Origin of the sequence: Tautonia sociabilis (assembly GCF_003977685.1) — a bacterium.
In the GTDB taxonomy this organism is placed as follows: domain Bacteria; phylum Planctomycetota; class Planctomycetia; order Isosphaerales; family Isosphaeraceae; genus Tautonia; species Tautonia sociabilis.
In genome coordinates, this window is record NZ_RYZH01000002.1 from 123,100 (window position 1) to 147,314 (window position 24,215).

19 protein-coding genes are annotated in these 24,215 nt (G+C 68.6%); 13 read left to right on the forward strand and 6 right to left on the reverse strand.

Annotated elements, in window-relative coordinates:
• Positions 1 to 63 precede the first annotated feature (63 nt).
• The gene (locus TsocGM_RS01670) at positions 64 to 1,707 is read right to left on the reverse strand and encodes a hypothetical protein (protein ID WP_126723580.1); all 1,644 of its coding nucleotides are present in this window, start codon (positions 1,705 to 1,707) and stop codon (positions 64 to 66) included.
• On the reverse strand, positions 1,668 to 4,094 hold the full coding sequence (locus TsocGM_RS01675) for an ABC transporter substrate-binding protein (protein WP_126723581.1): 2,427 nt from the start codon (positions 4,092 to 4,094) through the stop codon (positions 1,668 to 1,670). Before TsocGM_RS01675 ends, TsocGM_RS01670 begins: the two co-directional genes overlap by 40 nt.
• A gap of 264 nt (positions 4,095 to 4,358) precedes the next feature.
• Here TsocGM_RS01675 and TsocGM_RS01680 point away from each other — a divergent pair, with 264 nt between their 5' ends.
• From TsocGM_RS01680 to TsocGM_RS01690, 3 genes are all read left to right on the forward strand, one after another.
• The gene (locus tag TsocGM_RS01680) at positions 4,359 to 7,685 is read left to right on the forward strand and encodes a S41 family peptidase (RefSeq protein ID WP_233578171.1); all 3,327 of its coding nucleotides are present in this window, start codon (positions 4,359 to 4,361) and stop codon (positions 7,683 to 7,685) included.
• A 109-nt stretch (positions 7,686 to 7,794) separates the two neighbouring features.
• Positions 7,795 to 9,246 (forward strand): sulfatase family protein, encoded by a 1,452-nt coding sequence (locus TsocGM_RS01685; protein ID WP_126723583.1) that lies wholly within the window; start codon positions 7,795 to 7,797, stop codon positions 9,244 to 9,246.
• Positions 9,247 to 9,280: 34 nt separating this feature from the next.
• The gene (locus tag TsocGM_RS01690; protein WP_126723584.1) at positions 9,281 to 10,426 is read left to right on the forward strand and encodes a glucose-6-phosphate dehydrogenase assembly protein OpcA; all 1,146 of its coding nucleotides are present in this window, start codon (positions 9,281 to 9,283) and stop codon (positions 10,424 to 10,426) included.
• Positions 10,427 to 10,581: 155 nt separating this feature from the next.
• Here TsocGM_RS01690 and TsocGM_RS01695 read toward each other — a convergent pair whose 3' ends face one another.
• Entirely contained in the window at positions 10,582 to 11,133 is a 552-nt protein-coding gene (locus TsocGM_RS01695; RefSeq protein ID WP_126723585.1) for a hypothetical protein, read from the reverse strand.
• A 136-nt stretch (positions 11,134 to 11,269) separates the two neighbouring features.
• On the opposite strand from TsocGM_RS01695, the gene TsocGM_RS01700 reads away from it, so the two are divergent.
• Positions 11,270 to 12,502 carry a DUF6807 domain-containing protein gene (locus TsocGM_RS01700; protein ID WP_126723586.1) on the forward strand — a complete coding sequence of 411 codons (1,233 nt, stop codon included), beginning with the start codon at positions 11,270 to 11,272 and terminating at the stop codon, positions 12,500 to 12,502.
• A 21-nt stretch (positions 12,503 to 12,523) separates the two neighbouring features.
• On the opposite strand, the gene TsocGM_RS01705 is transcribed toward TsocGM_RS01700, so the two are convergent.
• From TsocGM_RS01705 to TsocGM_RS01715, 3 genes are all read right to left on the reverse strand, one after another.
• Positions 12,524 to 13,156: a 5-formyltetrahydrofolate cyclo-ligase gene (locus TsocGM_RS01705; RefSeq protein WP_126723587.1), complete on the reverse strand. Its 633-nt coding sequence runs from the start codon at positions 13,154 to 13,156 to the stop codon at positions 12,524 to 12,526.
• 277 nt (positions 13,157 to 13,433) lie between these two features.
• Positions 13,434 to 14,210: a UvrB/UvrC motif-containing protein gene (locus tag TsocGM_RS01710; protein WP_126723588.1), complete on the reverse strand. Its 777-nt coding sequence runs from the start codon at positions 14,208 to 14,210 to the stop codon at positions 13,434 to 13,436.
• Between the two features lie 197 nt (positions 14,211 to 14,407).
• Positions 14,408 to 15,487 carry a DUF4912 domain-containing protein gene (locus TsocGM_RS01715; RefSeq protein ID WP_126723589.1) on the reverse strand — a complete coding sequence of 360 codons (1,080 nt, stop codon included), beginning with the start codon at positions 15,485 to 15,487 and terminating at the stop codon, positions 14,408 to 14,410.
• A gap of 630 nt (positions 15,488 to 16,117) precedes the next feature.
• Between TsocGM_RS01715 and TsocGM_RS25720 the strand changes: the two genes are divergently transcribed.
• From TsocGM_RS25720 to atpC, 9 genes are all read left to right on the forward strand, one after another.
• On the forward strand, positions 16,118 to 16,351 hold the full coding sequence (locus TsocGM_RS25720) for an AtpZ/AtpI family protein (RefSeq protein ID WP_158633332.1): 234 nt from the start codon (positions 16,118 to 16,120) through the stop codon (positions 16,349 to 16,351).
• 64 nt (positions 16,352 to 16,415) lie between these two features.
• Positions 16,416 to 17,240: a F0F1 ATP synthase subunit A gene (gene atpB / locus TsocGM_RS01725; protein ID WP_126723591.1), complete on the forward strand. Its 825-nt coding sequence runs from the start codon at positions 16,416 to 16,418 to the stop codon at positions 17,238 to 17,240.
• 123 nt (positions 17,241 to 17,363) lie between these two features.
• Positions 17,364 to 17,723 carry an ATP synthase F0 subunit C gene (atpE, locus tag TsocGM_RS01730; RefSeq protein ID WP_126723592.1) on the forward strand — a complete coding sequence of 120 codons (360 nt, stop codon included), beginning with the start codon at positions 17,364 to 17,366 and terminating at the stop codon, positions 17,721 to 17,723.
• A 135-nt stretch (positions 17,724 to 17,858) separates the two neighbouring features.
• Positions 17,859 to 18,581, forward strand: coding sequence for a F0F1 ATP synthase subunit B (gene atpF, locus TsocGM_RS01735; protein WP_126723593.1), 723 nt, complete (start codon positions 17,859 to 17,861; stop codon positions 18,579 to 18,581).
• 1 nt (position 18,582) lies between these two features.
• Positions 18,583 to 19,218 (forward strand): ATP synthase F1 subunit delta, encoded by a 636-nt coding sequence (gene atpH / locus TsocGM_RS01740; protein ID WP_126723594.1) that lies wholly within the window; start codon positions 18,583 to 18,585, stop codon positions 19,216 to 19,218.
• A 103-nt stretch (positions 19,219 to 19,321) separates the two neighbouring features.
• Entirely contained in the window at positions 19,322 to 21,043 is a 1,722-nt protein-coding gene (gene atpA, locus TsocGM_RS01745) for a F0F1 ATP synthase subunit alpha (RefSeq protein ID WP_126723595.1), read from the forward strand.
• 118 nt (positions 21,044 to 21,161) lie between these two features.
• A complete protein-coding gene (atpG, locus tag TsocGM_RS01750) occupies positions 21,162 to 22,067 on the forward strand; it encodes an ATP synthase F1 subunit gamma (protein WP_126723596.1) in 906 nt (301 codons plus the stop codon).
• An 86-nt stretch (positions 22,068 to 22,153) separates the two neighbouring features.
• Positions 22,154 to 23,596: a F0F1 ATP synthase subunit beta gene (gene atpD, locus TsocGM_RS01755; protein WP_126723597.1), complete on the forward strand. Its 1,443-nt coding sequence runs from the start codon at positions 22,154 to 22,156 to the stop codon at positions 23,594 to 23,596.
• A 67-nt stretch (positions 23,597 to 23,663) separates the two neighbouring features.
• Positions 23,664 to 24,152, forward strand: a complete 489-nt coding sequence (gene atpC, locus TsocGM_RS01760; RefSeq protein ID WP_126723598.1) for an ATP synthase F1 subunit epsilon — start codon at positions 23,664 to 23,666, stop codon at positions 24,150 to 24,152.
• Positions 24,153 to 24,215: the final 63 nt, after the last annotated feature.

The following is a 24,215-nucleotide window of genomic DNA, read 5'->3' on the forward strand; positions in this document are numbered from 1 at the left end:
CGATCGTTCGGCCGGACTTCCCCGCCCCGGCTTTCCTCCTCAACCAGGATCCCTCTGGCGGACTCAGAACGGGACCGGGTCGCCACTTCCGGCCGGCTTCGGCCTGGGCCTCAAGGGGGCCGGTTGCGGCGGTTCTTCGGAATCGGGTCGCGCCTGAGCCGGCGCGATCGGATTCGGGGCGGCGGATGGCGGCGCGGGGGCGACGACGGCCGAGGGAGTGGGAGCCGCGCTGCCCCGGTCCTGGGACTCGCGATAGATATTGAGGAAGGTGGTGTAGGCCTCGTCCGAGAGGTAGCGTTCCACGAGTGCTCGGGTCTCGGCCAGCTCGGCCTGAGCGGTCCGGGTGAGGATGGGGACCCCGAGTTCGGCCTGGGTCCGCTGGGCATCGTCTTCGAGGCGGTCGAGACGTTCCTCGAAGTCGCGACGGGGAGGCAGCTGCTGGTACTCGTCGAGCAGTTGCTTGACCTCGTCCCACGCCTGGCCGTTGGCTCGGGCCTCGAGCTTCGCCTCGAGCACGCCCCGGCGGGCGACGAGGTCAACGATCTCGTCCTGCAGCGCCTTCAGGCGGAACTCGAGCGCGACGGCTTCCGGACGGGGCTCGACGGGGACCTCGCGTTCCTCGGGCGTCTCACCGGGAAGCACGGGAAACTCCCGGAGCGGCTCCACTCCGCCGGCCAGGAGCCGGAGGATGACGAGCGAGTCGGAGTAATGTGGCGGCAGGGCGATTCTCCCCTCGCGGTCGGTCGTTCCCACCTCGGAAGCCACGGGATTCCCGACCCCCCGAGCGGTCAGGACGTAGCCGGCGGCCGGGTGCTCCTGGTCCCCGTCCCCGGCGACGAACCGGAATCGTGTCGGAACGTCGGCTGGCTTCAATCCCAGGGCGACCAGCCGGTAGCGTCCGGCCACTTGCCGGGGAAGCGGCTGCCGGAGGCCGCTGACCAGTTCGCAGCGGGCCCGGGCGCCGTCGATTTCGACCACCCGGAGGTAGGTGAACGGGATCGATCGGATCTCCTGTACGGTCTTGTCCGGCCGCAGGAACAGATAGTAGGGCCGGAAGATCGAGTCCGGTTCGACGACCCGCCCGATCGGGTCGGCGGCCGGGAGCGAGGCCCCCTGAACGAGCAGCTCGGCCCCGCCGTCGGTGCGCTCGATCTCGGCAACCGGGGCGAAGATGCGACGGGAGAGCTCGAAGAGGGAACGGGCCGCGTCTCGGGGGTAGGGGGCCGGCTGCCGGTACAGGGGCCCGAGTTGCCGGGTGGTCGCGTCGAACTCTCGGCCGACCAAGAGGTAGCCGCCGCCGGAGTCGGCCGGCTCGACCCGGAGGAACCAACCTTTGTCGGCTCCTTGGAGCCCGGGGGCGACGATCTCCGCGGTCAGCTCCGACGGCGACCGGCCCCGCAACGCCCCCTCGTCGTCGGCCAACTCGATTTGCCAGGGCTCTCCGACGAATCGGCGAACCAGGACGAGCCAGTCCTCCGCCAGGGCCCGGGCCGTTGGCGCACCGACTCGAGCCTGAGGATCGACCGCCAGCCAGGCCCGGATGGCGTAGGGCGTCTCCTCCATCGACGAGGTGGACGCCTTCGCGTCCTGAGCCGGGACCGTCCGGGAGCTTAGGATCAGTACCAGGGTCAGGGCGGCGATCGTGAGCCGGTGGCGAGTGCGCATCATCATGGGGCGTCCGGAGCGAACCAGGGCTCGATGGTCCACGACTCGATCCCCTCGTACAGGGTGTCGGCCTCCTCGGCCGGACCGGTCAATCGGGTGCGCCACGCGAAATGCTCCTGGAGCTGCCAGAGCGGGATGATCGGCAGTTCGTCCCTCGTCTCGCGGTCGATGGTGATGACCAGCTCCCGAGCGGTGGGGAGATCCTGGACCTGTTCGAGCCTGAGCAGCAGTTGCAAGATGCGGGGGCTGGCCAGGGCGCCGAGGCCGTCGGCCTGCGGGGGGGCCGTGTAGCCGGGGCAGAGAACTGGCCCGGCATTCCGGACGGGGTCGTCGATGCGGGCGGTTCGGTAGGCCAGGTCGAAGCGAGCCCCGCGTCGGAGTTCCGACTCCAGGTCCGAGGGGGGCCGTTCGATCGGAGTGACCTCCAGGCCCGCGTCCTCGAACGCCTCCACCAGCCGGGGGATCACCGCCCGGGCGGTCGGGATCGCCGGGTAGGCGAGCGTCAGGGCGATGGAGTCCTCACCAAGCTCCTGCTTGGCCGCTCGGACCATCATCTTCGCCAGCAGCGGGTCGTGCGCCAGCGGGGAGACGTCCGGGGCGTCGGCGAAGCTGCCGACCGGGAACGGGCCGTCGCTGGGGACGGTGGCCGCCTCCAGCGGGCGGCGGAGCACTCGCTCCTCGAGCAACTTTTCGCGGTCGATAGCGAAACTCAGCCCTCGTCGGAGCGACCGGTTGCGCAAGAGTGGGTTCCGTCCGTCAATCGCCAGCCAGTGCATCCGGGGAGCCCGGTACCGGCCGATCCGGATCGCTGGCTCCTCGGAGAGGGTGTCGAGCTGGTCGAGGGGCACCGATTCGAGCAGCGTCACGTCCCCTCGTCGGAGTGCGGAAACCGGGTCGGCCGGGGAGACGTACCGACGTTCCTGAATCCGGGCGATCGGGACGGTAGCGGCGGTGGAACCGTCCGCCCGATCGAGCCGGGCGGTCGTCGGTGAGAGCGGGCCCAGGGTATACGGCCCGCTGCCGATCGGGCGGGGACCGTCGGGGGTCCAGACCAGACCGTCCCGGCCGCCGTGGGCCGGCCCGACGGGGATCAGCAGCCAGGCCGCCGGGTCGAGCGGCGCCCGGTTCAGCACGACCTCGACGGATCGCTCGTCGAGCAAGGTGACGCGAGACAGCAGGCTCGCCCAGCGCGCATCGTAGCCGATCGTGCTGGGCAAGGCTCGGTCAGAGAGCGCCCGGGCCACGTCGGCGGACGCGACCGGCCTCGAGCCGTCGTTCCAGGAGAGGCCCTGCTTGACCTCGATCACCAGGCGACGGCCGATGTCTCCGCTGGTCAACTCGGCGGCGATCTGCCGATCGCGTCCTCCCCGCTTGGCTTCCTCCGACGTGTCGGCCAGGATCGGCAGGTAGAGCAGTTGGATCACCCGGTCGTCTGCCGGACACTCGACGAACGGCCCCGGGCGTCGGGGCACGTCCAGCACCGCCACATCGAGCACCGGCGCCTCGGAGAACGCCGCTCGGTAGCGCTGGGCGATCTCGTCATCCGAGGGCCAGATCCGCAGCGCCTCGGCCAACCGCTCGACGCGATCGGGGCCATCCAGGCGATCCGCCTGCTCCGCCAGTCGCCGGGCGCGATCGACGAATCGCCGCTCCATCTGGGAGATGATCGGGCTCTCCGGGGCCAACGCCTTGAGGTCCGAGAGCACCCGGCGTCCGAGGGCGAAGGCCCCTTGCTCCAGTGCCAAGCCGATCCGATCGGCATAGGCCTCCGCCAGCCTCGGCTTGAGCCCCGGGAAGTCCGGGGAGCGCCGGTAGAGCTCCCCCAGCAACCGCAGCCCGTCGTCGACCCGCCCTCGAGTCAGGGCATCCTCTCCCTCCAGGAGGGTGATCCGGTCGGACGTCTCGCGGAGCCCAGGCCAGTCCGGGGCGCGTGTTTGGACCGCGAGGACCAGCTCGAAGGCGCGCCCAAAGTCTCCGGAACGGGCGCGGCGAACGGCCTCCGCAAGGAGAAGGTCCTCGAAGTAGTCGACCTCCCGGATCGAGAGGATTTTGACGTAGTAGTCCCGAGGCTCCTCGTCCTGAGTGCGGATGACGATCGCGTTCTCGCTCGGGTCGCGCTTCAGCTCCGGGGCCTTGCTCACGAGCAGGCCGCCGACCCGCTCATAGCGAGGCTGCTCCTCGGACTCGGCCTTTCGGATCTCCTCCTTGTCCGGCAACGGGCGGGGGCTGACCGGATCGACAATCAGGACGGTGCCGTCGATCAGCGTCAGGCGATCGAAGGGGGGATCTCGGAGCAGGTCACGATCCGTCGGGAGTGAGACGTCCTGGGTCGGCTGGGCGGTCAGCCCGGCGCCAAGGGCCGACAGGACGAGGGCGAGAGCCACCAAGCCGGCCGAGAGCGGCCGGGGTCCGGGTCGGAGGAATGGCATGGCAGTCCGATCGTGCCGGGGGAGGTGATCCGGGGCGCGAGGGGGCCGATGGCTCCCCCAATCCATCCTATCTCCCGGTGGTGTCCCGGGGAACTCCCGCCCCCACCCTCCAGGCCGGAACGCGACCGCCCCCGTGACCTCGGCCGCCCGAGGCCAGTAGAATCGTCCCATCCATCCCGGGGCCGACCGTGGAGCGATCGACTCGCAAACCGACTCCCGGGCGCCCGACTCCCCGCGATCCCTCCGCCGAGACGGAGCCTCCCCATGCCTCGAACCCGGTTCCTGGCGATCGGATTCCTCGCCCTGGCGGCATCGGCGGCCATGCCGGCCCAGGCAACCGCCCAGACGAAGCTCCTCCGCTTTCCCGACCTCCACGGCGACACGGTCGTCTTCACCTACGCGGGCGACCTCTGGACGGCGTCCTCCTCCGGCGGGCTGGCTCGAAGACTGACCGCGCACCCGGGGCAGGAGCTCTTCGCCAAGTTCTCCCCCGACGGCTCCCAGATCGCCTTCACCGGCCAGTACGACGGCGACGAGCAGGTCTACGTCATCCCCAGTTCCGGCGGGGTCCCCCGGCGGCTCACCCACTACCCGGCCCGAGGGCCCCTCCCCCCCCGCTGGGGCTTTGACAATCAGGTCTATGGCTGGACCCCCGACGGCTCGGCGGTCCTGTTCCGCTCGATGCGGGACGGCTGGGAGATGTCGGACACCCGGCTCTTCACCGTCTCCGTCTCCGGAGGACTCCCCGAACCGCTCCCGATGCCTGTCTCCGGCGCCGGCGATCTCTCCCCCGACGGCGAGAAGGTCGTCTACTCCCCCCTGGCCCGCGACTTCCGCTCCTGGAAGCGCTACCAGGGCGGCTGGGCCCAGGACCTCTACGTCTTCGACCTCGACTCGGCCGCCCTGACGCCCGTCGCCCCCTCCGATCGCACGGAGCGCGACCCGATGTGGATCGGAGACGCCATCTACTTCTCCTCTGATCGCACCGGCACGCTGAACCTTTATCGCTTCGCCATCGGCACCGGCGAGATCTCCCAGCTCACTCGAGAGGACGTCTGGGACGTCCGCTGGCCGAGCAAGGCCGACGACGCCCGCATCATCTTCGAGCGGGCCGGAGAGCTGGTCATCCTGGACCTGGAATCCGGGGAGGCGACGCCCATCTCGATTTCCGTCCCCGACGATGCGCTCTCCCGGCGTCCCCAGCGGGTTGACGCCACCGACGTGCTCGAGGATTTCGAACTCAGCCCCAAGGGTGAGCGCGCCCTGTTCGTCGCCCGGGGGGACGTCTTCAGCGCCCCGATTGAGCACGGCCCGACCCGCAATCTCACCCGATCCCCCGGCTCCCACGACCGCGCCGCCCGCTGGTCGCCTGACGGAAAGACCGTCCTGTTCATCTCCGACCGCTCCGGGGAGGAGGAACTGTATCTCGTCCCCCAGGACGGCCGCGGCGAGCCGACCCAGCTCACCACCGGGGGGAAGGCTCGCAAGCTCAACCCTGTCTGGTCCCCCGACGGGAAGCGCATCGCCTTCGCCGACAAGAACGGCACGATCTTCGTGCTCACCGTCGAGACGAAGGAGGTTGTCGAGATCGCCGACGAGGCCGAGGGGCAGTCGCTCGACTACGCATGGTCCCCCGACGGCCGATGGCTCGCCTACACCCTCAGCGACCCAAACGACTTCCGATCGCTCTACATCTGGAGCGCCGAGGACGGCGAGTCTCACCGCGTCACCGACACGATGTTCAACGAGTACTCCCCCGCCTGGGACCCCTCCGGAGATTACCTCTACTACCTCAGCGACCGGGAGTACGCGCCGCAAATCTCCCATATCGAATGGAATTTCGCTCTCAACCGCGAGGTTGGCCTCTTCGCCATCGCCCTCCGGGAAGATGTCGAGCATCCGTTCCCCCCTCGGATCGACGAAGTCACGATTGAAGAGGACAGCGAGGATGCGAAGGACGAGCCATCCGAGGGGGACGACAAGGATCAGGACGACGAGGACGAAGACGAGCACAAAGAGGACGAGGACGGAACCAGGCCCATCGTGATCGACTTCGACGGCCTCGCTTCTCGGGTCGCCCGGGTCCCCGTGCCCGCCGACAACTACTCCGGCCTGACAGCGGTTGACGGGCACCTGCTCTATCTTCGATCGAGCGCCTTCTACTACGGCAGAGAGCCAGAGGACCCGACCGCACTGGTCGTCTTCTCGATCGAGGACCGAGAGGCGACCGATCTGGCCACCGGGGTCGATGGCTACGCGCTCTCGATCGACGGCCAGAAGGTCCTCGTCCGAGAAGGCGATTCCTTCTCGCTGCGGGACGCGAAGCCCGAAGGCAAGGACTCGGCCAAGCCCGTCTCGACAGCCGGCCTCCGAGTCGACCGGGTTCCTGCCGAGGAGTGGCCCCAGATCTTTGACGAGGTCTGGCGCCGCTTTCGCGACTACTTCTATGTTGAGAACATGCACGGGTATGACTGGGAGGCCCTCCGGGACCGCTACCGTCCCTTGCTCGATCATGTCGGCCACCGCTCCGACCTCAATTACGTCATCGGGGAGATGATCGCCGAGCTGAACGTCAGCCACGCCTACATCACCGGCGGCGACTTCGAGATTCCCGATCGTCCCGTCGTCGCCCTTCTGGGCTGCCGCTTCGAGCGGGATGAGGACGCCGGACGCTACCGCTTCTCCCGGATCTTCGAGGGCCAGAACGAGGAGGAGACGTACCGTTCTCCGTTGACGGAGGTCGGGGTCAATGTGCACGAGGGGGATTACCTCCTGGCGGTCGACGGGGTCGAGTTGACCGCCGATCGCAACCCCTTCGAGCTGCTCCGGGACAAGGACGGCCCGGTGACGCTGGAGGTCAACAGCGAGGCCGATCGCGAAGGGGCTCGGACCGTCACCGTCCGCCCCCGGTCGAGCGAGACGGACCTGATCTACCTGGCATGGGTCCTCGGCAACCGCCGCAAGGTGGAAGAGGCCTCGGGAGGCACGGTGGGCTACATCCACATCCCCAACATGGGGGCCGAGGGGCTTCGCGAGTTCATCAAGACGTTCTACCCCCAGATCCGCAAGCAAGGACTCGTGGTCGACGTCCGCAGCAACGGCGGCGGCAATGTGTCGCAGATGCTCATCGAGCGGCTCGACCGAGAGCTGCTCGGCACCCGGTTCAGCCGCAACAGCGACCGGCCCGGCACCTACCCGGAGGGCGTCTTTCACGGCCACATGGCCTGCCTGATCAACGCGACGAGCGCCTCGGACGGCGACATCTTCCCCGCTCGGTTCAAGGCCGCCGGGCTTGGCCCGTTGATCGGCAAACGCTCCTGGGGGGGCGTGATCGGGATCACCGATCACGGACCGCTGATCGATGGCGGCGGGGTGTTCGTCCCCGAGTTCGGCACGAACGACGTCGATGGCTCCTGGATCATCGAGGGCTACGGCGTCCCCCCCGACATCGAGGTGGAGAACGACCCCGCCGCCGTGATCGCCGGCCGAGACCCGCAACTCGAACGCGCCATCGACGAGCTTCAGAAGGCGATCGAGGCCGACCCGAAACGGCTGCCCAACCGCCCCCCTCCCCCCGTCAAGGTCGACTGACGCCCCCCGACACCCTCCCGGGCACCTCCCCCCGGGCCGGTGCCGACACGGAGATCCCTCCACGACGGCAATTCAAGCGCCCCTCCCGACCCGCGCCGGAGCCTCTCCCATGCGACTCGCCGCGCTGCTCGCCCCGATCGCATACCTCGCTGCCGGAGCCTCGGCGGCCGACGACCGGCCGAACATCGTCTGGATCATCGCCGAGGACATGTCTCCCCACTTCGGCTGCTACGGAGAGAAGACGATCGCGACCCCGAATGTCGATCGCCTGGCGAGCGAGGGGGTGCGGTTCGCGAACGCCTTCGTCACGGCGCCGGTCTGTTCGCCATCCCGGTCGGCCCTCATCACCGGCATGTACCAGACCACCATCGGCGCGCACCATCACCGGAGTGGACGGGGGGCCCTGACAATCTCCCTGCCCTCCCCGGTCGAGCCCGTCCCCGAGCTCTTTCGGGCCGCTGGCTACCATGTCAGCAACGGCACGATCGATGGCAGGCCCGGGAAGACGGATTACAACTTCGAATACGATGATTCGCTGTATGACGGCTCCGACTGGTCGGGCCGCGCCGAGGGCCAGCCCTTCTTCGCCCAGCTCCAGCTCCACGGCGGCAAGCTCCGCCACGCGGGCAACTGGGCCGAGCGGGCCGAGCGGGTGCTCGGCAGCCTCACCGACCCGGAGTCGGTCACGCTGCCGCCCTACTACCCCCGCGATCCCGTGATCCTGGAGGACTGGGCCCGCTACCTCGACACGGTGCGGTATACCGACCTGGAAGTCGGCCGCATCCTCGATCGGCTCGATTCCGAAGGCCTGTCCGAATCGACCTATATTTTCTTCATCACCGATCACGGCATCAGCCATGCCCGGGGCAAGCAGTTCCTCTACGAGGAAGGGATCAAGATCCCCGTTGTGGTCCGAGGTCCCGGGATCGAGCCCGGCTCGGTCCGACACGACCTGGTCGCCCACATCGACCTGGCCGCCGCTTCGCTGGACCTCGCGGGGATTCCCGTCCCGGACTGGATGCAGGCCCGCCCGCTCTTCGCCGAGGACCACGAGCCTCGCCCGTTCGTTGTCTCGGCCCGAGACCGCTGTGATGAGACCGTCGATGGCATCCGGAGCATCCGCACCGATCGCTACAAACTGATCCGCAACCTCTATCCGGAGCGGCCCTACCTCCAGCCAAACGCCTACAAGGACCACAAGGAGATCCTCATTGCCCTTCGTCGCCTCCACGATGAAGGCGCACTGAATGAGGCCCAGTTGCTCCAGTTCGCCGAGCGACGGCCCCGGTTCGAGCTCTACGACCTGGAGGCCGACCCCTGGGAGCTGCACGACCTGGCTCGGGACCCGAAGCACCTCGACGTCGTGTTCGGCCTCCGGAACGAGCTCGACCGCTGGATGGCGGCCTCCGGCGACCTCGGCCAGCAGCCGGAGCCGGAGGCGATGTACGACAGTGATATGGCGGTCTACCTGGAGAACGTCCGCCGGAACGACCCCGATCGGGCCGCCGAGCTGGAGGAGACGATCCGGCTGATGAAGCGGTGGGCGAGCGAAGGGAAGTAACCCCGGGCCCGAAGCCCGGTCGAGGGGACCGATCATGCCACCAAGCCAAGCCGATGCGTTCTACGAGGGCCAGGGCGTCCCGGTCGATCTGGCCGGTGTCGAGGACGCGCTCGACCGGCTCTGGGGGCCGGCGGCCGAAAAGGCCGGCGGCCCGGAGCTGGACGATCCGGCCGTCACTCGCGTGGCGCTGGCCAACGTCGTGCTCGTTCATCTCGGGGCCGATCGCGCCGGCATGGACGAGACAACCGCCGCGATCACCACCCGCTATCCCTCCCGCCTGATTGTCGTCCGGCCGACTTCGCAAGGGGGTCGCCGGCTCGTCGCCGAGGTTTCGGCGCAGTGCCACTTGCCGGCCCCGGGCCGGCCTCAGGTTTGTAGCGAGCAGATCATCCTCCGCGTCGGTCCCGATGGCCTCGACCTGATCCCCGGCGCCGTCCGCTCGCTCCTGGAATCGGATCTCCACACGGTCCTCTGGTGGTGCGACGATCCCGCGACCGCCCCCGACCTGCTCGGCTCGCTGGCGGAAGGAGCGACGCGGGTCATCCTCGACCTCCCGGATCCCGAGGCCGACCCCGGCGCCTTGTCCCGGGCCGTCGAGGGCGTCCGAGAGCACCTCCCCCGCGACATCTCCTGGTTCGGACTGACTCCCTGGCGTTCCCTCATCGCCGAGTTGTTCGATCCTCCGGCGTCCTCCGACCTGGATCGGATCGAATCGATCCGCATCCGAGTCCTGGCCGAGCGATCCGATCGCCTCCCCAGGACGGCCGTCTGGCTCGTCTCCTGGCTCGCAGGACAGCTCGGCTGGCGACCCGAAGATCGATCCCTGTCGGACGACGTCGGCCGCCTCGACGCCCGGTTCCACTCGAAGTCCGGCCCGGTGCGCGTCTCGATCGAAACCGAGCTGGCCGAGGTCGGCCCAATGGCTCACATCGCCTCAGTTGAGTTGGGGCTCCGAGGCGACAGCAGACCCGCCGGGATGATCCGGATCGCCCGGAACGGCACTGGCTCCTGCGAGGTCCGCATCGACCGAGACGACCGGCCCGCCCCCTCCTGCCCCCGCATCGTCAAGGCTCCGGAGTACGACACCGAACGCCGAGTCTCCGCCGCCTTGCTCACCGACCGCAACGACCCGCCTTATCGTCGCGCCCTGCCGATCTCCCGATGGCTCCTCGGCGGCTGATCGGCAGAGCGATCGCCGCCGGGCTCCCGAGGCGATGGGGGCGGCATGCCGATCGCGATCGCGTCCGCACCCAGCGATCGTCGTACCTTCGCGCTGTGATCTCGGAAGCCAATCGATTGCCCTGCGGGCTCCATCCTGCGGTGGCCGTCGCGATGCTACTCCAATTCCAGCGGAGGAACGAACCGGCCGAGGTGCTCGGCGAGCCCGTCGGCCAGGGCGACCGGCTCCGGGAAAACCTCGAGAGGAGCCGGGCCGACGGCCACCGCCATCGCCTCCTGCCCGAGATTGATCCGCAAGAGGCCGAGCGGCACCACCCGGGATCGCCGGTCGACCGCCAGGGCGGAGCCGAGCGTCTCTTCCTCGTCGAACCGGATCGGAGCGGGAGTCAGCACCACGGCCGTCAGGCCGATCACCAGACCCGACCCTCCCCTCGGCCAGGGAGGAAATCGGCCGTGCACGGCCCGGGAGAGGCGTTCGATCAGGCGGCGTTGATCCGGCGGTGATCCCGAGAGGTCCACCGGCTGCCGGGCGATGGCAACCACCCCTAAGGCCCGGCCGAGAACGGGCACCCAGTGCAGTCGGGTTTTTCGGGACTCATAGCGGAGCACGTCCAGCGGAGGGTCCAGGAACTCCTCGCCGTCATCCTCCTGGAAGCCCATCGGCCGGAGGATGGCTTCGATCCGACCGAAGAACTGCTCGTGAGTCATCCCTGCCCTCGCCGCCTCCCCCTGGCGATCCCCGACGCGGTCGCCGTAGGATAACCGCTCACGGGGCCCTCGGCCACTCGCACCGGGCGGGGCCGGGGCGATTCCCCATCCGGCGACCTCCCCGAGGAGTTCCACCATGATCCGACCCGCATGGGCCGCCGTCCTACTTGTCCTCGTCGCGACGCCGACCACCTTCGGGGGAGACGCCCGGGTGACCATTCGAGGCAACGGGGTCGGCCTCGGCGAGACTCCACTGTACGTCCCCCTCGACGGGGCTTCGTTCGAGGAGGGGGCGTACACCCTCCGGCCCTCCGGAGGAGACGGGGAGACGATCGCCGCCCAGGTCGTCCGGGAGGGGGATTCGGCCTGGCTGGCCGTCGTGCTCCCCGGGCTCGGCGCGGATGAGGTGGCCGAGTTCACGATGGCCCCCGCGTCCGACTCCGCCTCGGGAAAGGCCGAAGGGGTCGACATCTCCGCCGAAGGACGCGACCTTCGCGTTTCGATCGACGGCGAGTTGTTCACCGTCTACCGCGCTGACGACGGCCCGAAACCCTACTTCTACCCGGTGATCGGCCCGACCGGCTCTCCGATCACTCGAGCCTATCCGATGGCCGATGTGGAGGGAGAGGACCGCGACCATCCCCACCAGCGCTCGTTCTGGTTCACTCATGGAAACGTCAACGGGTACGATTTCTGGGCCTCCGACCCCCTGAACCGCCCCAACCCGAAGTTCGGCGTCATCGAGGAGACGGCTCGGCCGATCGTGGCCGATGGCCCCGTCGTGGGAGTGATCCGAACGACGGATCGCTGGCTCTCCCCCTCGGGAGAAACGCTCTGCTCCGACGAGCGCACCTGGCGGACCTACGACACCAACGGCTCCCGGGTGATCGATTTCGAAGTGACCATCACCGCCAGCAACGGCCCTGTCACCTTCGGTGATACCAAGGAGGGGATGTTCGGGCTCCGGATCGCCTCCAGCATGAACGTCCGCAACAAGACCGGCGGACGGATCATCAACGCCGAGGGGATCACCGACCTGGACGCCTGGGGCAAGGCTTCGCCCTGGGTTGACTACACCGGGCCGGTCGGCGATGAAACCCTCGGCGTGGCGATCCTGAACCACCCCGACAGCTTCCGCTTCCCCACCACCTGGCACGTCCGAGACTACGGCCTCTTCGCCGCCAATCCCTTCGGCTACAGTGACTTCAAGTACCCCGGCGAGGGGGCCTACACCATCCCCGAGGGGGACTCGATCCGGTTCGGCTACCGCGTCGTCCTCCACGAGGGGGATACCGACACCGCCGGGATCCCTGTACTCTTCCAGGGCTATGCCCATCCGCCCCGGGTCGAGATCAGCCCGTCCCGATGAGCGGATGAGCGGACGGGGGGCTCACCGCGGGCACTCGGCCTGCTCACCGGTTCGGGTCGACCCGAGCCATCGGCGATGAACGCCCACGACCCCATCGACCGGCTGATCGTGCATCGCGGTCGGGATCACGTCGACCCACTGCGGGTCGAGCACCAGGGCCAGTCGGGGAACCTCCGGCCTCAGCCGAGGGAGCAGCCGGTCGTAATGGCCCGCCCCCCGGCCCAGCCGGCCCCCCTGGCCGTCAAACGCGATCCCGGGCACGAGCACCCAGTCGATCCGCACCGGGTCGAGCTCCATCGCCCCGGCCGAGGGCTCCGGAATCCCAAACGGGCCGGGGACCAGGTCGCGATCGGGGTCGGTCACGCGGCACAGCCGCAAGCTCCGATCCTGACGGTCAACGCGGGGACAGGCCACGTCCTTCCCCTGGCCGAGCGCCCAGGCGATCATCCCCCTCGTCTCGAACTCCTCGGGAAGGTGCGAGACGTAGAGAAGGACCGTGCGCGCCGCTTCCAGACCCGGCAGCGTCGGGAAGAGCCGGTCGAGTTCGCGCTCCTCCTCGCCCCGGATGCCCGGCTCCATCCCCAGCACCCGATCGACGACCTCTCGCCGAAGCCTCCGTTTGGCTGCTCGAATGCGCTCGGCCGAGTCGTTCACAGACGAGCCCCCGGAACGATCAAGAGCCCGGTCCTCGCCGCTTCGGGTGAAGGGGCCAGGATCGGGCTCGATGGATGACCTCCACCGCAATGCCGTCCGGGGCGGTTATGAGAACCCGCAGTTCAGGTGGGACGCTCAGATCCGCAGGCGAAGCCGAGGGATCGTTCGGGTCCCTTACGGGTTAGCGTTGGTTCTCCAATATGCGACACCCCTCGCGAACATGGCAGAGGGTCCGGCGAACCGGACAGGAGAACTGTAACACTCCACGACCCGGGCTTCAAGTGGTGGTGCTCCGATCCGATCGGGTGGCCGAGATCCCCTCGCGGAGCCGTCGGATCTGGTCCCGGATCCGGGCCGCCTCCTCGTAATCCTCGCGGGAGACGGCGTGACGAAGCTGGTCGTCGAGCCGCTCGATCGGGTCGATCCGGCGCTCTCGGACAATCTCCCGGCGCAGCTCCCGGAGCAGGATCAGCTCCTGGCAGCCGGCGATCCGCCCCTCGAGATGATATTCCCGGAAGTACGCCTTGATCGCCGCGATTCCCTCGTCGATCCGATCGAGTGCGTCCCGGTGGTCCCCGCGATCGGCGGCCATCTGCGACAGGGCCCGGGCCCTCATCATCGTGACGTTCGGCCGATACTGGTCGAAGGCCACCTTGTCCCGCTCCCGGACGGCGTGCTCTCGGACGAATCGGAAGAGTCGCAAGTTCCGCTCCGTATCCCGGGCGACCAGGTCGAACCGATCCAGGTGGAAGAGGGCGACGTAGCGGTGATAGAACTGGATGCCCTCACGCATCAGCTCCTCGCAGTCGCGGGTTTCGAGCGCATAGCACTGGGGAGAGCGCTCGAGGGCCCGGGCCTCGTGGTGGTCGAGCAGCGAGGGGGCGCCGAAGGGTCTCCTGCCGTCGGGGCGGCCGTCGAGCTCCATCTGCAAGAGGCCCAGATCCAGGCGCATCTGGAGCTTGTCCCGGCCGTCAAGGCCGGCCACGATCCGGACCTGGAACTCGTCGGGATCGTGGTCCCAGCCAGCCAGGATCGGGCTGATGTCCCTGCTCAAGGCTCGAACCTCCAGGGGCCGGTCGGCCCTCGGGCAACAGGCGAGATGCGATCGGATCGGCCCCGGCGATTGCCGAGGACGTACTCGATCGAAGTGTATGTCCGGGGTCGCGTCGCGACAAATGGGAGACGCCGCGACGCTCCCTGGAGGGAGCGTCGCGGCGTCCGCGAGGAGGCACAGGGCGGTCTGGAATCGGCTCAGAGCTCGTTGCCGTCGTGGATCATCGGCTCGAGCTCCTTCGTGTTCCGCTCGACAGCCAGGACGATCGTCCGTTCCTCGACCCCATCGGGGCTGGAGCTGACCGCCGGGATGATCTGCCGGCTGTCGGGGAGGCTGAAACGGACGCTGAACGAGCCGTCGGGGCGAAGCTTCACCGGCTCGCCCTGGAGCGTGACCTTGGCGTTGGGCTCGGTGGAGCCGTGGACGATCAACTCGGCGTCGATCTCGAAGTGGAAGGCGCGGCCGCTCGAGCCGTTGTGCAGGGCGCCGGTCCCCAGGCTGGAGAAGTTCAGGGGATTCATCGGGCGTCGGAGCCGCTCCTCGAAGATCTCTTGAAGATCCCGGGAGGGAGAGCCGCCGTGGAGCGACTGCTTGAAGATCGTCTGGTACTGGGAGTCGACGCTCGCCCAGTGCTCGTCGAGCAGGTCGGCGCAACCGGCCCTCGGGGTGGTGACGACGTTGGAACGGGCCAGGACGAAGAAGCGTCCGCGGCGCGAGAGGTAGCCAATGTCGACCCGGTAGGAGCGGGGCGGCTCGCAGACGTCGATGTACCAGTTGTTGACGCCGCCGTGGATGGGGATGTCCCGGACGATCCGCTCGGCGTTGGCGGTCGTGTCCTCGCTGGTCACGTCCATCAGCCGGAGGATCGGCCGGGCGTCGTGCCATTCCTGTCCCATCGCCGCCTGGGCGCGACCGAGGGTCGTGCGGCTGAGCTCCCAGTAGGAGTGCAGCCAGTAGGGGTCGCGGACGGAAGTGATGATCCGGTCCTTGACGCAGCCGTGGTCCAGCGTCCTCGGCGGCGAGACGGCGGAGGGGAGTTCGGCCCCCTCGATGGCCGACGGCCGGGGGCGGCGTCGCGGCTCTCGGGCCTTGACGTCGCTCTTATGATGTGCCTTGGTGCTGGAGGATCGGGCCGACGCACTCGGAGGGGCCGTCGCGGTGGTCAGGGCACGAACGAGCTGGTCCTTCCGCATCGCGTGCCAGCCGGGTATCCCCCGGTCCTTTGCCATCCGGGCCAGCTCCTTCTTGTTGCAGTCCTTGAGGGTCTCGACAGTCATACTGGCCACTCCGTCTCCGGGCCGCGGGCGGGGCCGACGCGGCCCGTCGTGATCATCGCGGTCATCATCCGTGAGTGGGCCGATCCGGAGAACTCCTTGCCTCCCGGACTGCGGACTGGCGATCGACACCCGGACGGACTCCGCCCGATGCGGCGGCACCGGCCGATTCGCGCCACAGTCGCCCCGGAAACACCGAGGGCGACGCCCGAGCCCCGCCTTGGGGATCAGACGCCGCCCTGACGGTGGTCTCGATGCTGGAGCGAGTGTGTGCCCATCGGCAGACCCCCTTCATCGCTCTGCGGCTCTCGCGGGCGTAACTTCCAGCTATGGTTGTGATACCATGGCCGGCTCCCCCCTGTCAATGAATTTTTGGAGAGGAGTGTCCGACATCGGACAGTTGCAACGATGCGGGACAGCCGTGCCGGCGGCCGGGAGCGGGGCGTCTCCCCCTCTGTGAAAAATTTCTCAAAGTCGGCGTCTGGGGAGTTGACAGGGGCCGTCGCGGCTCGTTATCACCTTTACGTGTCGCGGGTCGCCCGAGGCCCGTTCCGAACATCGGCGAGATTCGCTCCCGGCCGCGGAGCGGGCCATCGTCGCAGCCCCGGGCGAGGCGGGGCCAGGGATTTCATCGTGCCCTCCCCCCCACCGCAGAGCCCGTTATCCGTCGGCATCGCGTGGGCCTATCGGGTCACGGCCCTGGGCCTGGAGTTCTCCGTGCCACCCCTGCTGGGCTTCTTGCTCGACCGACGCTGGGAGTCAACCCCGGTGGCCACGCTCGTCGGGGCCTGTCTTGGCTTCGCGGCTGGCCTGGTCCACCTAATTCAGTTGGCGACTCCCGGCCGCCCGGGCGGCCCTCCTCGCTGAGTCGGGCCGGACCGACTCCCAGCGATCGCCCGACCGACGTCCCCCCCGAGCGCTCTCGACGACCATGGCCGAAGAACACGCCCACAGTCCCCTGGATCACGTCGTCGATCACCCGACGCTGGAGCTGCCGATCCTCGGTGAGTTCCCGCTCCCGGTGATTCCGATCTTCGGCGGTATCCAGGTCACGCGGTTCATGGTGATGGAGGCCGTGGCCGCCCTGTTGCTGGTTATTGTCTTCGTCCCGCTGGCCCGCCACGCGGCCCGGAACCGGGTCACGCGAGGCCCGCTACTGAACCTCTTCGAGTCGATGGTCCTGTTCATCCGGGATCAGATCGCCCGGCCCGCCATCGGCGGCCACCACGCCGACCAGTTCCTCCCCTTCCTCTGGACGATCTTCTTCTTCGTCCTCTTCTGCAACCTGCTGGGCATGATTCCCGGAGGCGCCTCGGCCACGGGCAACATCAACGTCACCGCCGTGCTCGCCCTGATGACTCTTGGCGCCGTCGTCGTCGCCGGTGTGCGGCAGATGGGCCCGGTCGGTTTCTTCAAGAATCTGATCCCGCACATGGACCTGCCGATCTCCTTCAAGGTCGTGCTCGTCCCCCTCATGTTCGTCATCGAGCTGGCCGGCCTGCTGATCCGGCACGTCGTGCTCTCGGTGCGACTGTTCGCCAACATGATGGCCGGGCACATCGTCCTGGCGGTCATCCTCGGCTTCGCCCTGGGAGTCAGCCAGGCGGCGATCTACATCAAAGGCCCGGTCATCGCTGCCAGTGTCGGTGGCGTCGTGCTGCTGAGCCTGCTGGAACTCTTCGTGGCGTTCCTCCAGGCGTACATCTTCACGTTCCTGTCGGCCCTGTTCATCGGCTCGGCCGTCCACTCGCACTGATCCGATCCGATCCGACCCGGTACGAACCGGAGGGGAGCCGGCGGGCGGCGGGTGTCCGCCCGGTGCCCGGCCCCCGAATCGGCCGCTCCTCGAACCCCAACCCCACTCGGAGTCTCGCTCCCCATGTCGCTCGCGAAGATCGCCGCCCCCGCCCTGGTGCTCGCCGCCGTGCTGCTGATCCCCGCCGCCTCCGCGATCGCCCAGGACTACACCCCCCAGAACGCCGATGAGGCCGCCCGCATCGCCAGCGCCGCCGCCACCAAGGGTGCCTTGAGCGACACCCGAGCCCTCGGCGCCGGTCTGGTGATCATCGGCGCCGGCGTCGGCATTGGCTGGCTCACCCGGTCGGCCGTCGAGAGCATGGCCCGCCAGCCGGAGCTTGCCGGCAATGTCCAGAGGGCCATGATCATCTCGGCCGCCCTGATCGAGGGCGTCACGTTCTTCGCGCTGATCATCATCGGATTCATCTTGACAACCTACTGATGAACGGGTGATCCACCTGCCCCGGGTCGTCGCCCGACCCGGGGCGGGCGACCGCCCCGCGCCCTCCCTCGACCCGTCTCACCTGTCGCCCGACCCGATCGCCGTGACCCGACCCGATCGCGAGGCCCCCCTGCGATGCTCCGGCGCAAGATTCTGGCCCCCTGGCCGATGCCGCTGACCCTCACTTCCCTGGCCATGCTCCTGGTCCTCGGGGCTCCTTCCGCCTGCCCGGCCCAGGAACCCGACGAGCCCGCTGCCGTCGCCGAGCCGACCGGCGCGGAGCCCGGCCACGACGCCGAGGGTAACCACGCCGTCGAGGGCGAGGCGAACATCCTCGAGGCCCAGCCGAGCCTGGCCTTCTACACGCTCGTCGTCTTCCTGCTCCTGCTGCTGGTGCTGTGGCGGTTCGCCTGGGGGCCGCTCTCCAAGGCCCTGCATGACCGTGAGCACTCCCTTGAATCGGCGTTTCAGGACGCCGAGCGCGCCCGAGCCGAGGCCGCGGCCCTGCTCGAACAGCACCGGAAGCAAATGGAGCAGGTCCAGGACCAGGTTCGTCAGATCATGGACGAGGCCCATCGCAAGGCCCAGGCCGTGTATGAGGAACGCTTGAACCAGGCCCGGGCCGACGCCGAGGCGACCGCGCAACGGGCCTCCCGGGAGATCGCCGCCGCCAAGGAATCGGCGCTCACCGAGCTATACGAGAAGTCGGTCGACCTGGCCGTCACCGTCGCCGGTCGGGTGCTCCAGCGGGAGATCGGGCACGACGAGCACCGGCGGCTGATCGAGGTCGCCTCCCAGGAGCTCGAGGCCGTTGGGCCCGCCGGTGGCAACGGCCAGGGCCGGGGGAGCATCGCCTGAGATGACCACTTCTCCGCACGGGCCCGACATCGTCGGCACGGTCTTCGAGGAAGGCGCCGCCGAGATCGCCCGCAGCTACGCCGTCGCCCTGCTCAACGTCGCCGAGGCGGAGTCGAGCACTGAGCCCGTGCTCTCCGACCTCGACGAGCTGGCCGTCGACGTCTTCCGGGACCAGCCCGAGTTCGCCCGCCTCCTCACCAACGGCATGGCCGACGCGGAGCGTCGCGATCAGATCCTGATCGCCGCCTTCGAGGGCAGGGCCCATCCCACCCTGCTCCGGTTCCTTCGCGTCCTCAACCGACGAGGCCGGCTGGAGCTGGTGCCGCTGATCGCCCAGATCGCCCGATCCCTCTGGGACCGTCGGAACAACCGGCTGCCGGTGACGGTTCGGACCGCGATCCCCCTGGATGACGGCCAGCGAACGGTGCTCCGCGAGCGACTTGTCTCCCTGACCGGAGGCGCCACCCCGATCCTGACCGAGGAGGTCGACCCTGAATTGCTTGGCGGCCTGGTTGTCCAAGTCGGCGACCAGTTGTTCGACGCCTCGATTCGGGGACGCCTGCGCCGTATCCGGTCGGAGCTGGCCCGGGGCCGGGCCGGCGAGATTCGACGCCGCACCGACCTGGTGGTCGATTGACCACTCGCGAACCATCGGACATCCCCGACCGCTTCGCCGAGCCCGGTCCCTGTCCCGAGGCCGGCACCCACCGAGCCAGTTCCTCCACTTCCAAGGTCGACCCATGAAATTCCGATCCGACGAGATCACCTCCATCATCCAGCGGGAGATCCAGGAGTTCCGGGCCGAGGTGGACCGCGTCGAGGTCGGCCGGGTCCTGGAGGTTGGCGACGGGATCGCCCGCATCCACGGCCTCTCGGGAATCATGGCCGGGGAGGTCGTCGCGTTCGAGAACGGCATCCGAGGCGTGGCGCTGAACCTGGAGGAGTCCTCCGTCGGCGTGATTATCCTCGGCGACTTCAAGCAGATCCGGGAGGGCCAGTCGGTCTCCGCCACCGGCGAGCTGCTCCGCGTCCCGGTCGGCGACGCGATGATCGGCCGCGTGGTCAACCCGCTGGGCGAGCCGCTCGACGATGCCGGCCCGATCGTCACCGACCAGAGCCGACTGGTCTTCTCCCCCGCTCCGGGAATCGCCGAACGCCAGCCGGTCGACGAGCCGCTGCAGACAGGCATCAAGGCCATCGACTCGATGATCCCGATTGGACGAGGCCAGCGCGAGCTGATCATCGGCGACCGCAAGACCGGCAAGACCGCCGTCGCGATCGACACCATTCTGAACCAGAAGGGCCAGGGGGTCATCTGCGTCTACGTCGCGATCGCCCAGAAGGAGTCGACGACTGCCCAGCTCGTCGACATCCTCCGGCGCGAGGGGGCGATGGACTACACCATCGTCGTGGCGGCCGGCGCCAGCGATCCGGCCCCGCTCTCTTACATCGCCCCGTATGCCGGCACCGCGATGGCCGAGTACTTCATGTACGAGCAGGGCGGGGCCACGCTCTGCGTCTACGACGACCTCTCCAAGCAGGCCGTCGCGTATCGTGAGTTGTCGCTTCTGCTCCGCCGCCCTCCCGGTCGCGAGGCGTATCCGGGCGACGTCTTCTATATCCACTCCAGTCTCCTGGAGCGATCGGCCAAGCTGGCCAACAAGTATGTGATCGTCCCCGATTCCGCCCCGACCGACGACCCGAAGGATCCGGTCACCGAGGCCTGGGGGGTGAACGGCAAGGTCTACATCGGCGTTCCAGGCAAGGAAGAGGCCGAGCACGACCTGAAGGCCAACTATGCGACCGGCCACAAGCTCGCCGTCGTCGCCAAGTCGGGCGGCTCGCTGACCGCCCTGCCGCTGATCGAGACGCTCGAAGGCGAGGTTTCGGCCTACATCCCCACGAACGTCATCTCGATCACCGACGGCCAGATCTACCTCCAGCCCGACCTGTTCTTCGCCGGTGTCCGTCCGGCGGTCGACGTCGGCATCTCGGTTTCCCGAGTGGGCGGCAAGGCCCAGATCCCGGCCATGAAGAAGGTCGCCGGCGGCCTCCGCCTTGACTTGGCGGCCTTCCGGGAGCTGGAGGCGTTCGCCCAGATCGGCACCGAATTGGACAAGGCCACCCAGCAGCAGCTCGACCGCGGCTACCGCATGGTCGAGTTGCTCAAGCAGCCCCAGTACCGGCCGATGAACGTCGTCGATCAAGTCATGAGCATCTTCGCCGGCTCGGAAGGCTTCCTGGACGACATTTCCGTCAGTCAGGTCCAGCGTTTCGAGAGTGAGTTCCTTCGCTTCATCGAGACCGAGAAGAAGGAGATCCGCGACCGGCTCCTCGCCGAGAAGAAGCTGACCGACGAGATCGCCACCAGCCTCCGGGCGGCGCTCGAGGAATTCAAGACCCGCTTCCGATCCGCCCACCCGCAGCCGAAGGCCGACGCGGTGGCCGCCGCCACCGCCTGATCGTCCTCCCCGCTGGCAAGTCCGTGGGGCCGGGAATCGGGCGGCGACCGCAATCGCCACTGAGCCCCGGCCCCGGCCCCGCCGACCCGGCCTCCCCCGAACCGAGACGCCCCCGACCATGGCCAAGGCCCGAGCGATCATCAAGCGCCGCAAGGCGGTCCAGAACATCAAGAAGATCACGCGGACCATGGAGCTGATCGCCACGGCCCGCTTCCGCAAGGCGCTGGACCGCGCCACGCAGGCCGAGGCGTATACCCGGAAGATCGCGGAGATCGTGGCCGACCTCCGGGGCACCTCGTCGACGGTCGCCCACCCGTTGCTTGAGGAGCGCGATCCGGTCAGGCGGGCCGCCATGCTCGTGCTGACAAGCAACCGAGGCCTGGCCGGCGCCTACAACGGCAGCGTCCTCCGCCTGGCGACCCGCGAGTACGACGAGCTCCAGGAGGCCGGCACTCCGACCACACTGGAGGTTTCCGGGAAGCGCGGCATCGCCTTCCTCCGCTTCCGACGCATCCCGATCGACGCCTCCTACACCCAGTTCGAGGACCGGCCCCAGTTCGAGGAGGTCGAGGTCCTTGCCAACCGCTTCATTGGTCAGTTCCTCCGGGGAGAGATCGACAAGCTGCAGGTGGTCTACACCAAGTTCCTCTCCTCCTCCCGGCAGGTCCCCGTCACCGAGACGCTTCTGCCGATGACCGTCTCCCAGGTCGGCGAGGATACGAGCCGCCACCCCGCCAGGGGGGCCGGAGCCTCCTCCCGGGGCCGGGTCCCCTATGAGTTTCTCCCCGACCCGGAGAGCATCCTCGAGGAGATCGTCCCGACCTCCTTCAAGATCCGCCTGTTCAAGTGCTTCCTCGACGCCGCCGTCAGTGAGCAGATCATGCGGATGATCGCCATGCGCGGCGCGACCGAGAACGCCAACGAGATGGTCAAGAGCCTCACCCGGCAGTACAACCGCGCCCGCCAGTCTCAGATCACCCGAGAACTGTCCGAGATCATCGGCGGCGCCGCCGCCCTCGAGTGATCCGGGATCTCGACGCTGTCCCGGCCGTCTTCCCCGCACACCGCTCCGCTCCCGAGCCTGAATCGAACGAATCCGAGGACATCCCCATGGCCACCGCCACTGCCACCGGCCGGATCACCCAGGTCATCGGCTCGACCTTCGACGCCGAGTTCGACGAGGGCCACCTGCCCGAGATCTATAACGCCCTCCGCGTCGACACCGAGGTCAAGGGCGTCCGGGTGCGTCTGACCGGCGAGGTGCAGCAGCACCTCGGCGGCAACCGGGTGCGCTGCGTCGCCCTGGGAGGAACCGACGGCCTGGTCCGGGGCATGGAGGTGATCGACACCGGAGCCCCAGTGAGTGTTCCCGTCGGGACCGAAACCCTCGGTCGCGTCTTCAACCTGCTCGGCGACCCGATTGACGGCCGAGGCGACGTTCCGGCCAAGGAGCACTGGCCGATCCACCGCCCGGCTCCGTCCTTCGACACCCTTTCTCCGAAGACCGAGGTCTTCGAGACCGGTATCAAGGTCATCGACCTGCTCACCCCGTTCGTCCGCGGCGGCAAGATCGGCCTCTTCGGCGGCGCCGGCCTGGGCAAGACGGTGATTCTTCAGGAGTTGATCGCCCGCATCGCCAAGGTTCACAGCGGCTACGCCGTGTTCGCCGGCGTTGGTGAGCGCACCCGAGAGGGGAACGACCTCTGGCTCGAGATGCAGGAGACCAAGACCGGCACCGGCGCCGACGCCAAGTCGGTCATCGACAGCACGGTCATGTTCTTCGGCCAGATGAACGAGCCCCCCGGCGCCCGCCTCCGAGTCGCCCTCTCGGCCCTGACCAACGCCGAGTGGTTCCGCGACGCCACCGGCGCTGAGACCCTGCTGTTCATCGACAACATCTTCCGCTTCAGCCAGGCCGGCTCCGAGGTCTCCGCGCTGCTCGGCCGCATGCCCTCGAACGTGGGCTACCAGCCGACCCTCGCCACCGAGATGGGCGCCCTCCAGGAGCGCATCACCTCGACCCAGAAGGGCGCCATCACCTCCGTGCAGGCCGTCTACGTCCCCGCCGACGACCTGACCGACCCGGCTCCGGCCACCACCTTCGGCTTCCTCGACGCCTTCATCGTGCTCGCCCGGTCGATCTCGGAGAAGGGCATCTACCCGGCGGTCGACCCGCTCGGCTCGACCAGCCGCATCCTCGACCCGCAGTACATCGGCGAGGAGCACTACGCCGTCTCCCGCCGCGTGCAATCGATCCTCCAGCGGTACCGCGAGCTGCGCGACATCATCGCCATCCTCGGGATCGACGAGCTGTCCGAGGAGGACAAGATCGTCGTCCACCGCGCCCGCCGGATCGAGCGTTTCCTCTCGCAGCCGTTCTTCGTGGCCGAGGTCTTCACCGGCAAGGCCGGCAAGTACACCCCGCTGGCCGACACCATCCGCAGCTTCAAGGAGCTGTGCGAGGGCAAGTGGGATCACCTGCCGGAGAGCGCCTTCCTCTACGTCGGCGCCATCGAGGAGGCCGAGGAGCAGGCCAAGCGGATGGCCCGCTGAGCCGGCCGCTCGCATCCTGCCCTCCCCCGCTCCACCTCGATTCTGAACCGGGAGATTCCCAACGGCCATGTCCACCACCGCGGCCTTGATCGAACCCGAGGAACCGTTCGACACCCCGCCGGGGAGCCCCGTGAAGAAGGAGCACCACGGCGTCCGATGCGTCGTGGTCACTCCCGAGGCCACGGTGCTTGACGAACCCTCCGAGTTCGTCGCACTGCCGCTCTACGACGGCGAACTCGGCGTGCTCCCCGGCCGGAGCCCTCTCATCGGCCGCCTCGGCTACGGCGAGCTTCGAATTCGGGCCGGAGCCACCACCCGTCGCTTCTTCGTCGACGGCGGCTTCGCCCAGGTCCGGGACGATGTTGTGACGGTCCTTACCGCTCGGGCGATCCCCGCCGAGGCGATCGATGCCGACGCCGCCCGGGCCGAGCTCTCGGCGGCCAAGGCTCGCCGAGCGACCAGCGAGCTGGAGCTGAACGAGAAGGGTCGGGCCGAGGCCCGCGCCCGAGCCTTGCTCCGCGTCTCCGGCCAGGCCACGGTGGACGCCGGACACTGACCGGGATCGCCCCCGACCTGATGGAGCCGAGTTGAACGTCAAGGGCGAGGGACCGAGCGGATC

Coding starts and splice junctions, on each gene's coding strand:
- atpE (WP_126723592.1), top strand. CDS start 17,364: ATGTCGCTCGCGAAGATCGCCGCCCCCGCCCTGGTGCTCGCCGCCGTG.
- TsocGM_RS01680 (WP_233578171.1), top strand. CDS start 4,359: ATGCCTCGAACCCGGTTCCTGGCGATCGGATTCCTCGCCCTGGCGGCA.
- atpG (WP_126723596.1), top strand. CDS start 21,162: ATGGCCAAGGCCCGAGCGATCATCAAGCGCCGCAAGGCGGTCCAGAAC.
- TsocGM_RS01695 (WP_126723585.1), bottom strand. CDS start 11,133: ATGACTCACGAGCAGTTCTTCGGTCGGATCGAAGCCATCCTCCGGCCG.
- atpH (WP_126723594.1), top strand. CDS start 18,583: ATGACCACTTCTCCGCACGGGCCCGACATCGTCGGCACGGTCTTCGAG.
- TsocGM_RS01690 (WP_126723584.1), top strand. CDS start 9,281: ATGCCACCAAGCCAAGCCGATGCGTTCTACGAGGGCCAGGGCGTCCCG.
- TsocGM_RS01685 (WP_126723583.1), top strand. CDS start 7,795: ATGCGACTCGCCGCGCTGCTCGCCCCGATCGCATACCTCGCTGCCGGA.
- TsocGM_RS01715 (WP_126723589.1), bottom strand. CDS start 15,487: ATGACTGTCGAGACCCTCAAGGACTGCAACAAGAAGGAGCTGGCCCGG.
- atpD (WP_126723597.1), top strand. CDS start 22,154: ATGGCCACCGCCACTGCCACCGGCCGGATCACCCAGGTCATCGGCTCG.
- TsocGM_RS01700 (WP_126723586.1), top strand. CDS start 11,270: ATGATCCGACCCGCATGGGCCGCCGTCCTACTTGTCCTCGTCGCGACG.
- atpB (WP_126723591.1), top strand. CDS start 16,416: ATGGCCGAAGAACACGCCCACAGTCCCCTGGATCACGTCGTCGATCAC.
- atpC (WP_126723598.1), top strand. CDS start 23,664: ATGTCCACCACCGCGGCCTTGATCGAACCCGAGGAACCGTTCGACACC.
- atpA (WP_126723595.1), top strand. CDS start 19,322: ATGAAATTCCGATCCGACGAGATCACCTCCATCATCCAGCGGGAGATC.
- atpF (WP_126723593.1), top strand. CDS start 17,859: ATGCTCCGGCGCAAGATTCTGGCCCCCTGGCCGATGCCGCTGACCCTC.
- TsocGM_RS01675 (WP_126723581.1), bottom strand. CDS start 4,094: ATGCCATTCCTCCGACCCGGACCCCGGCCGCTCTCGGCCGGCTTGGTG.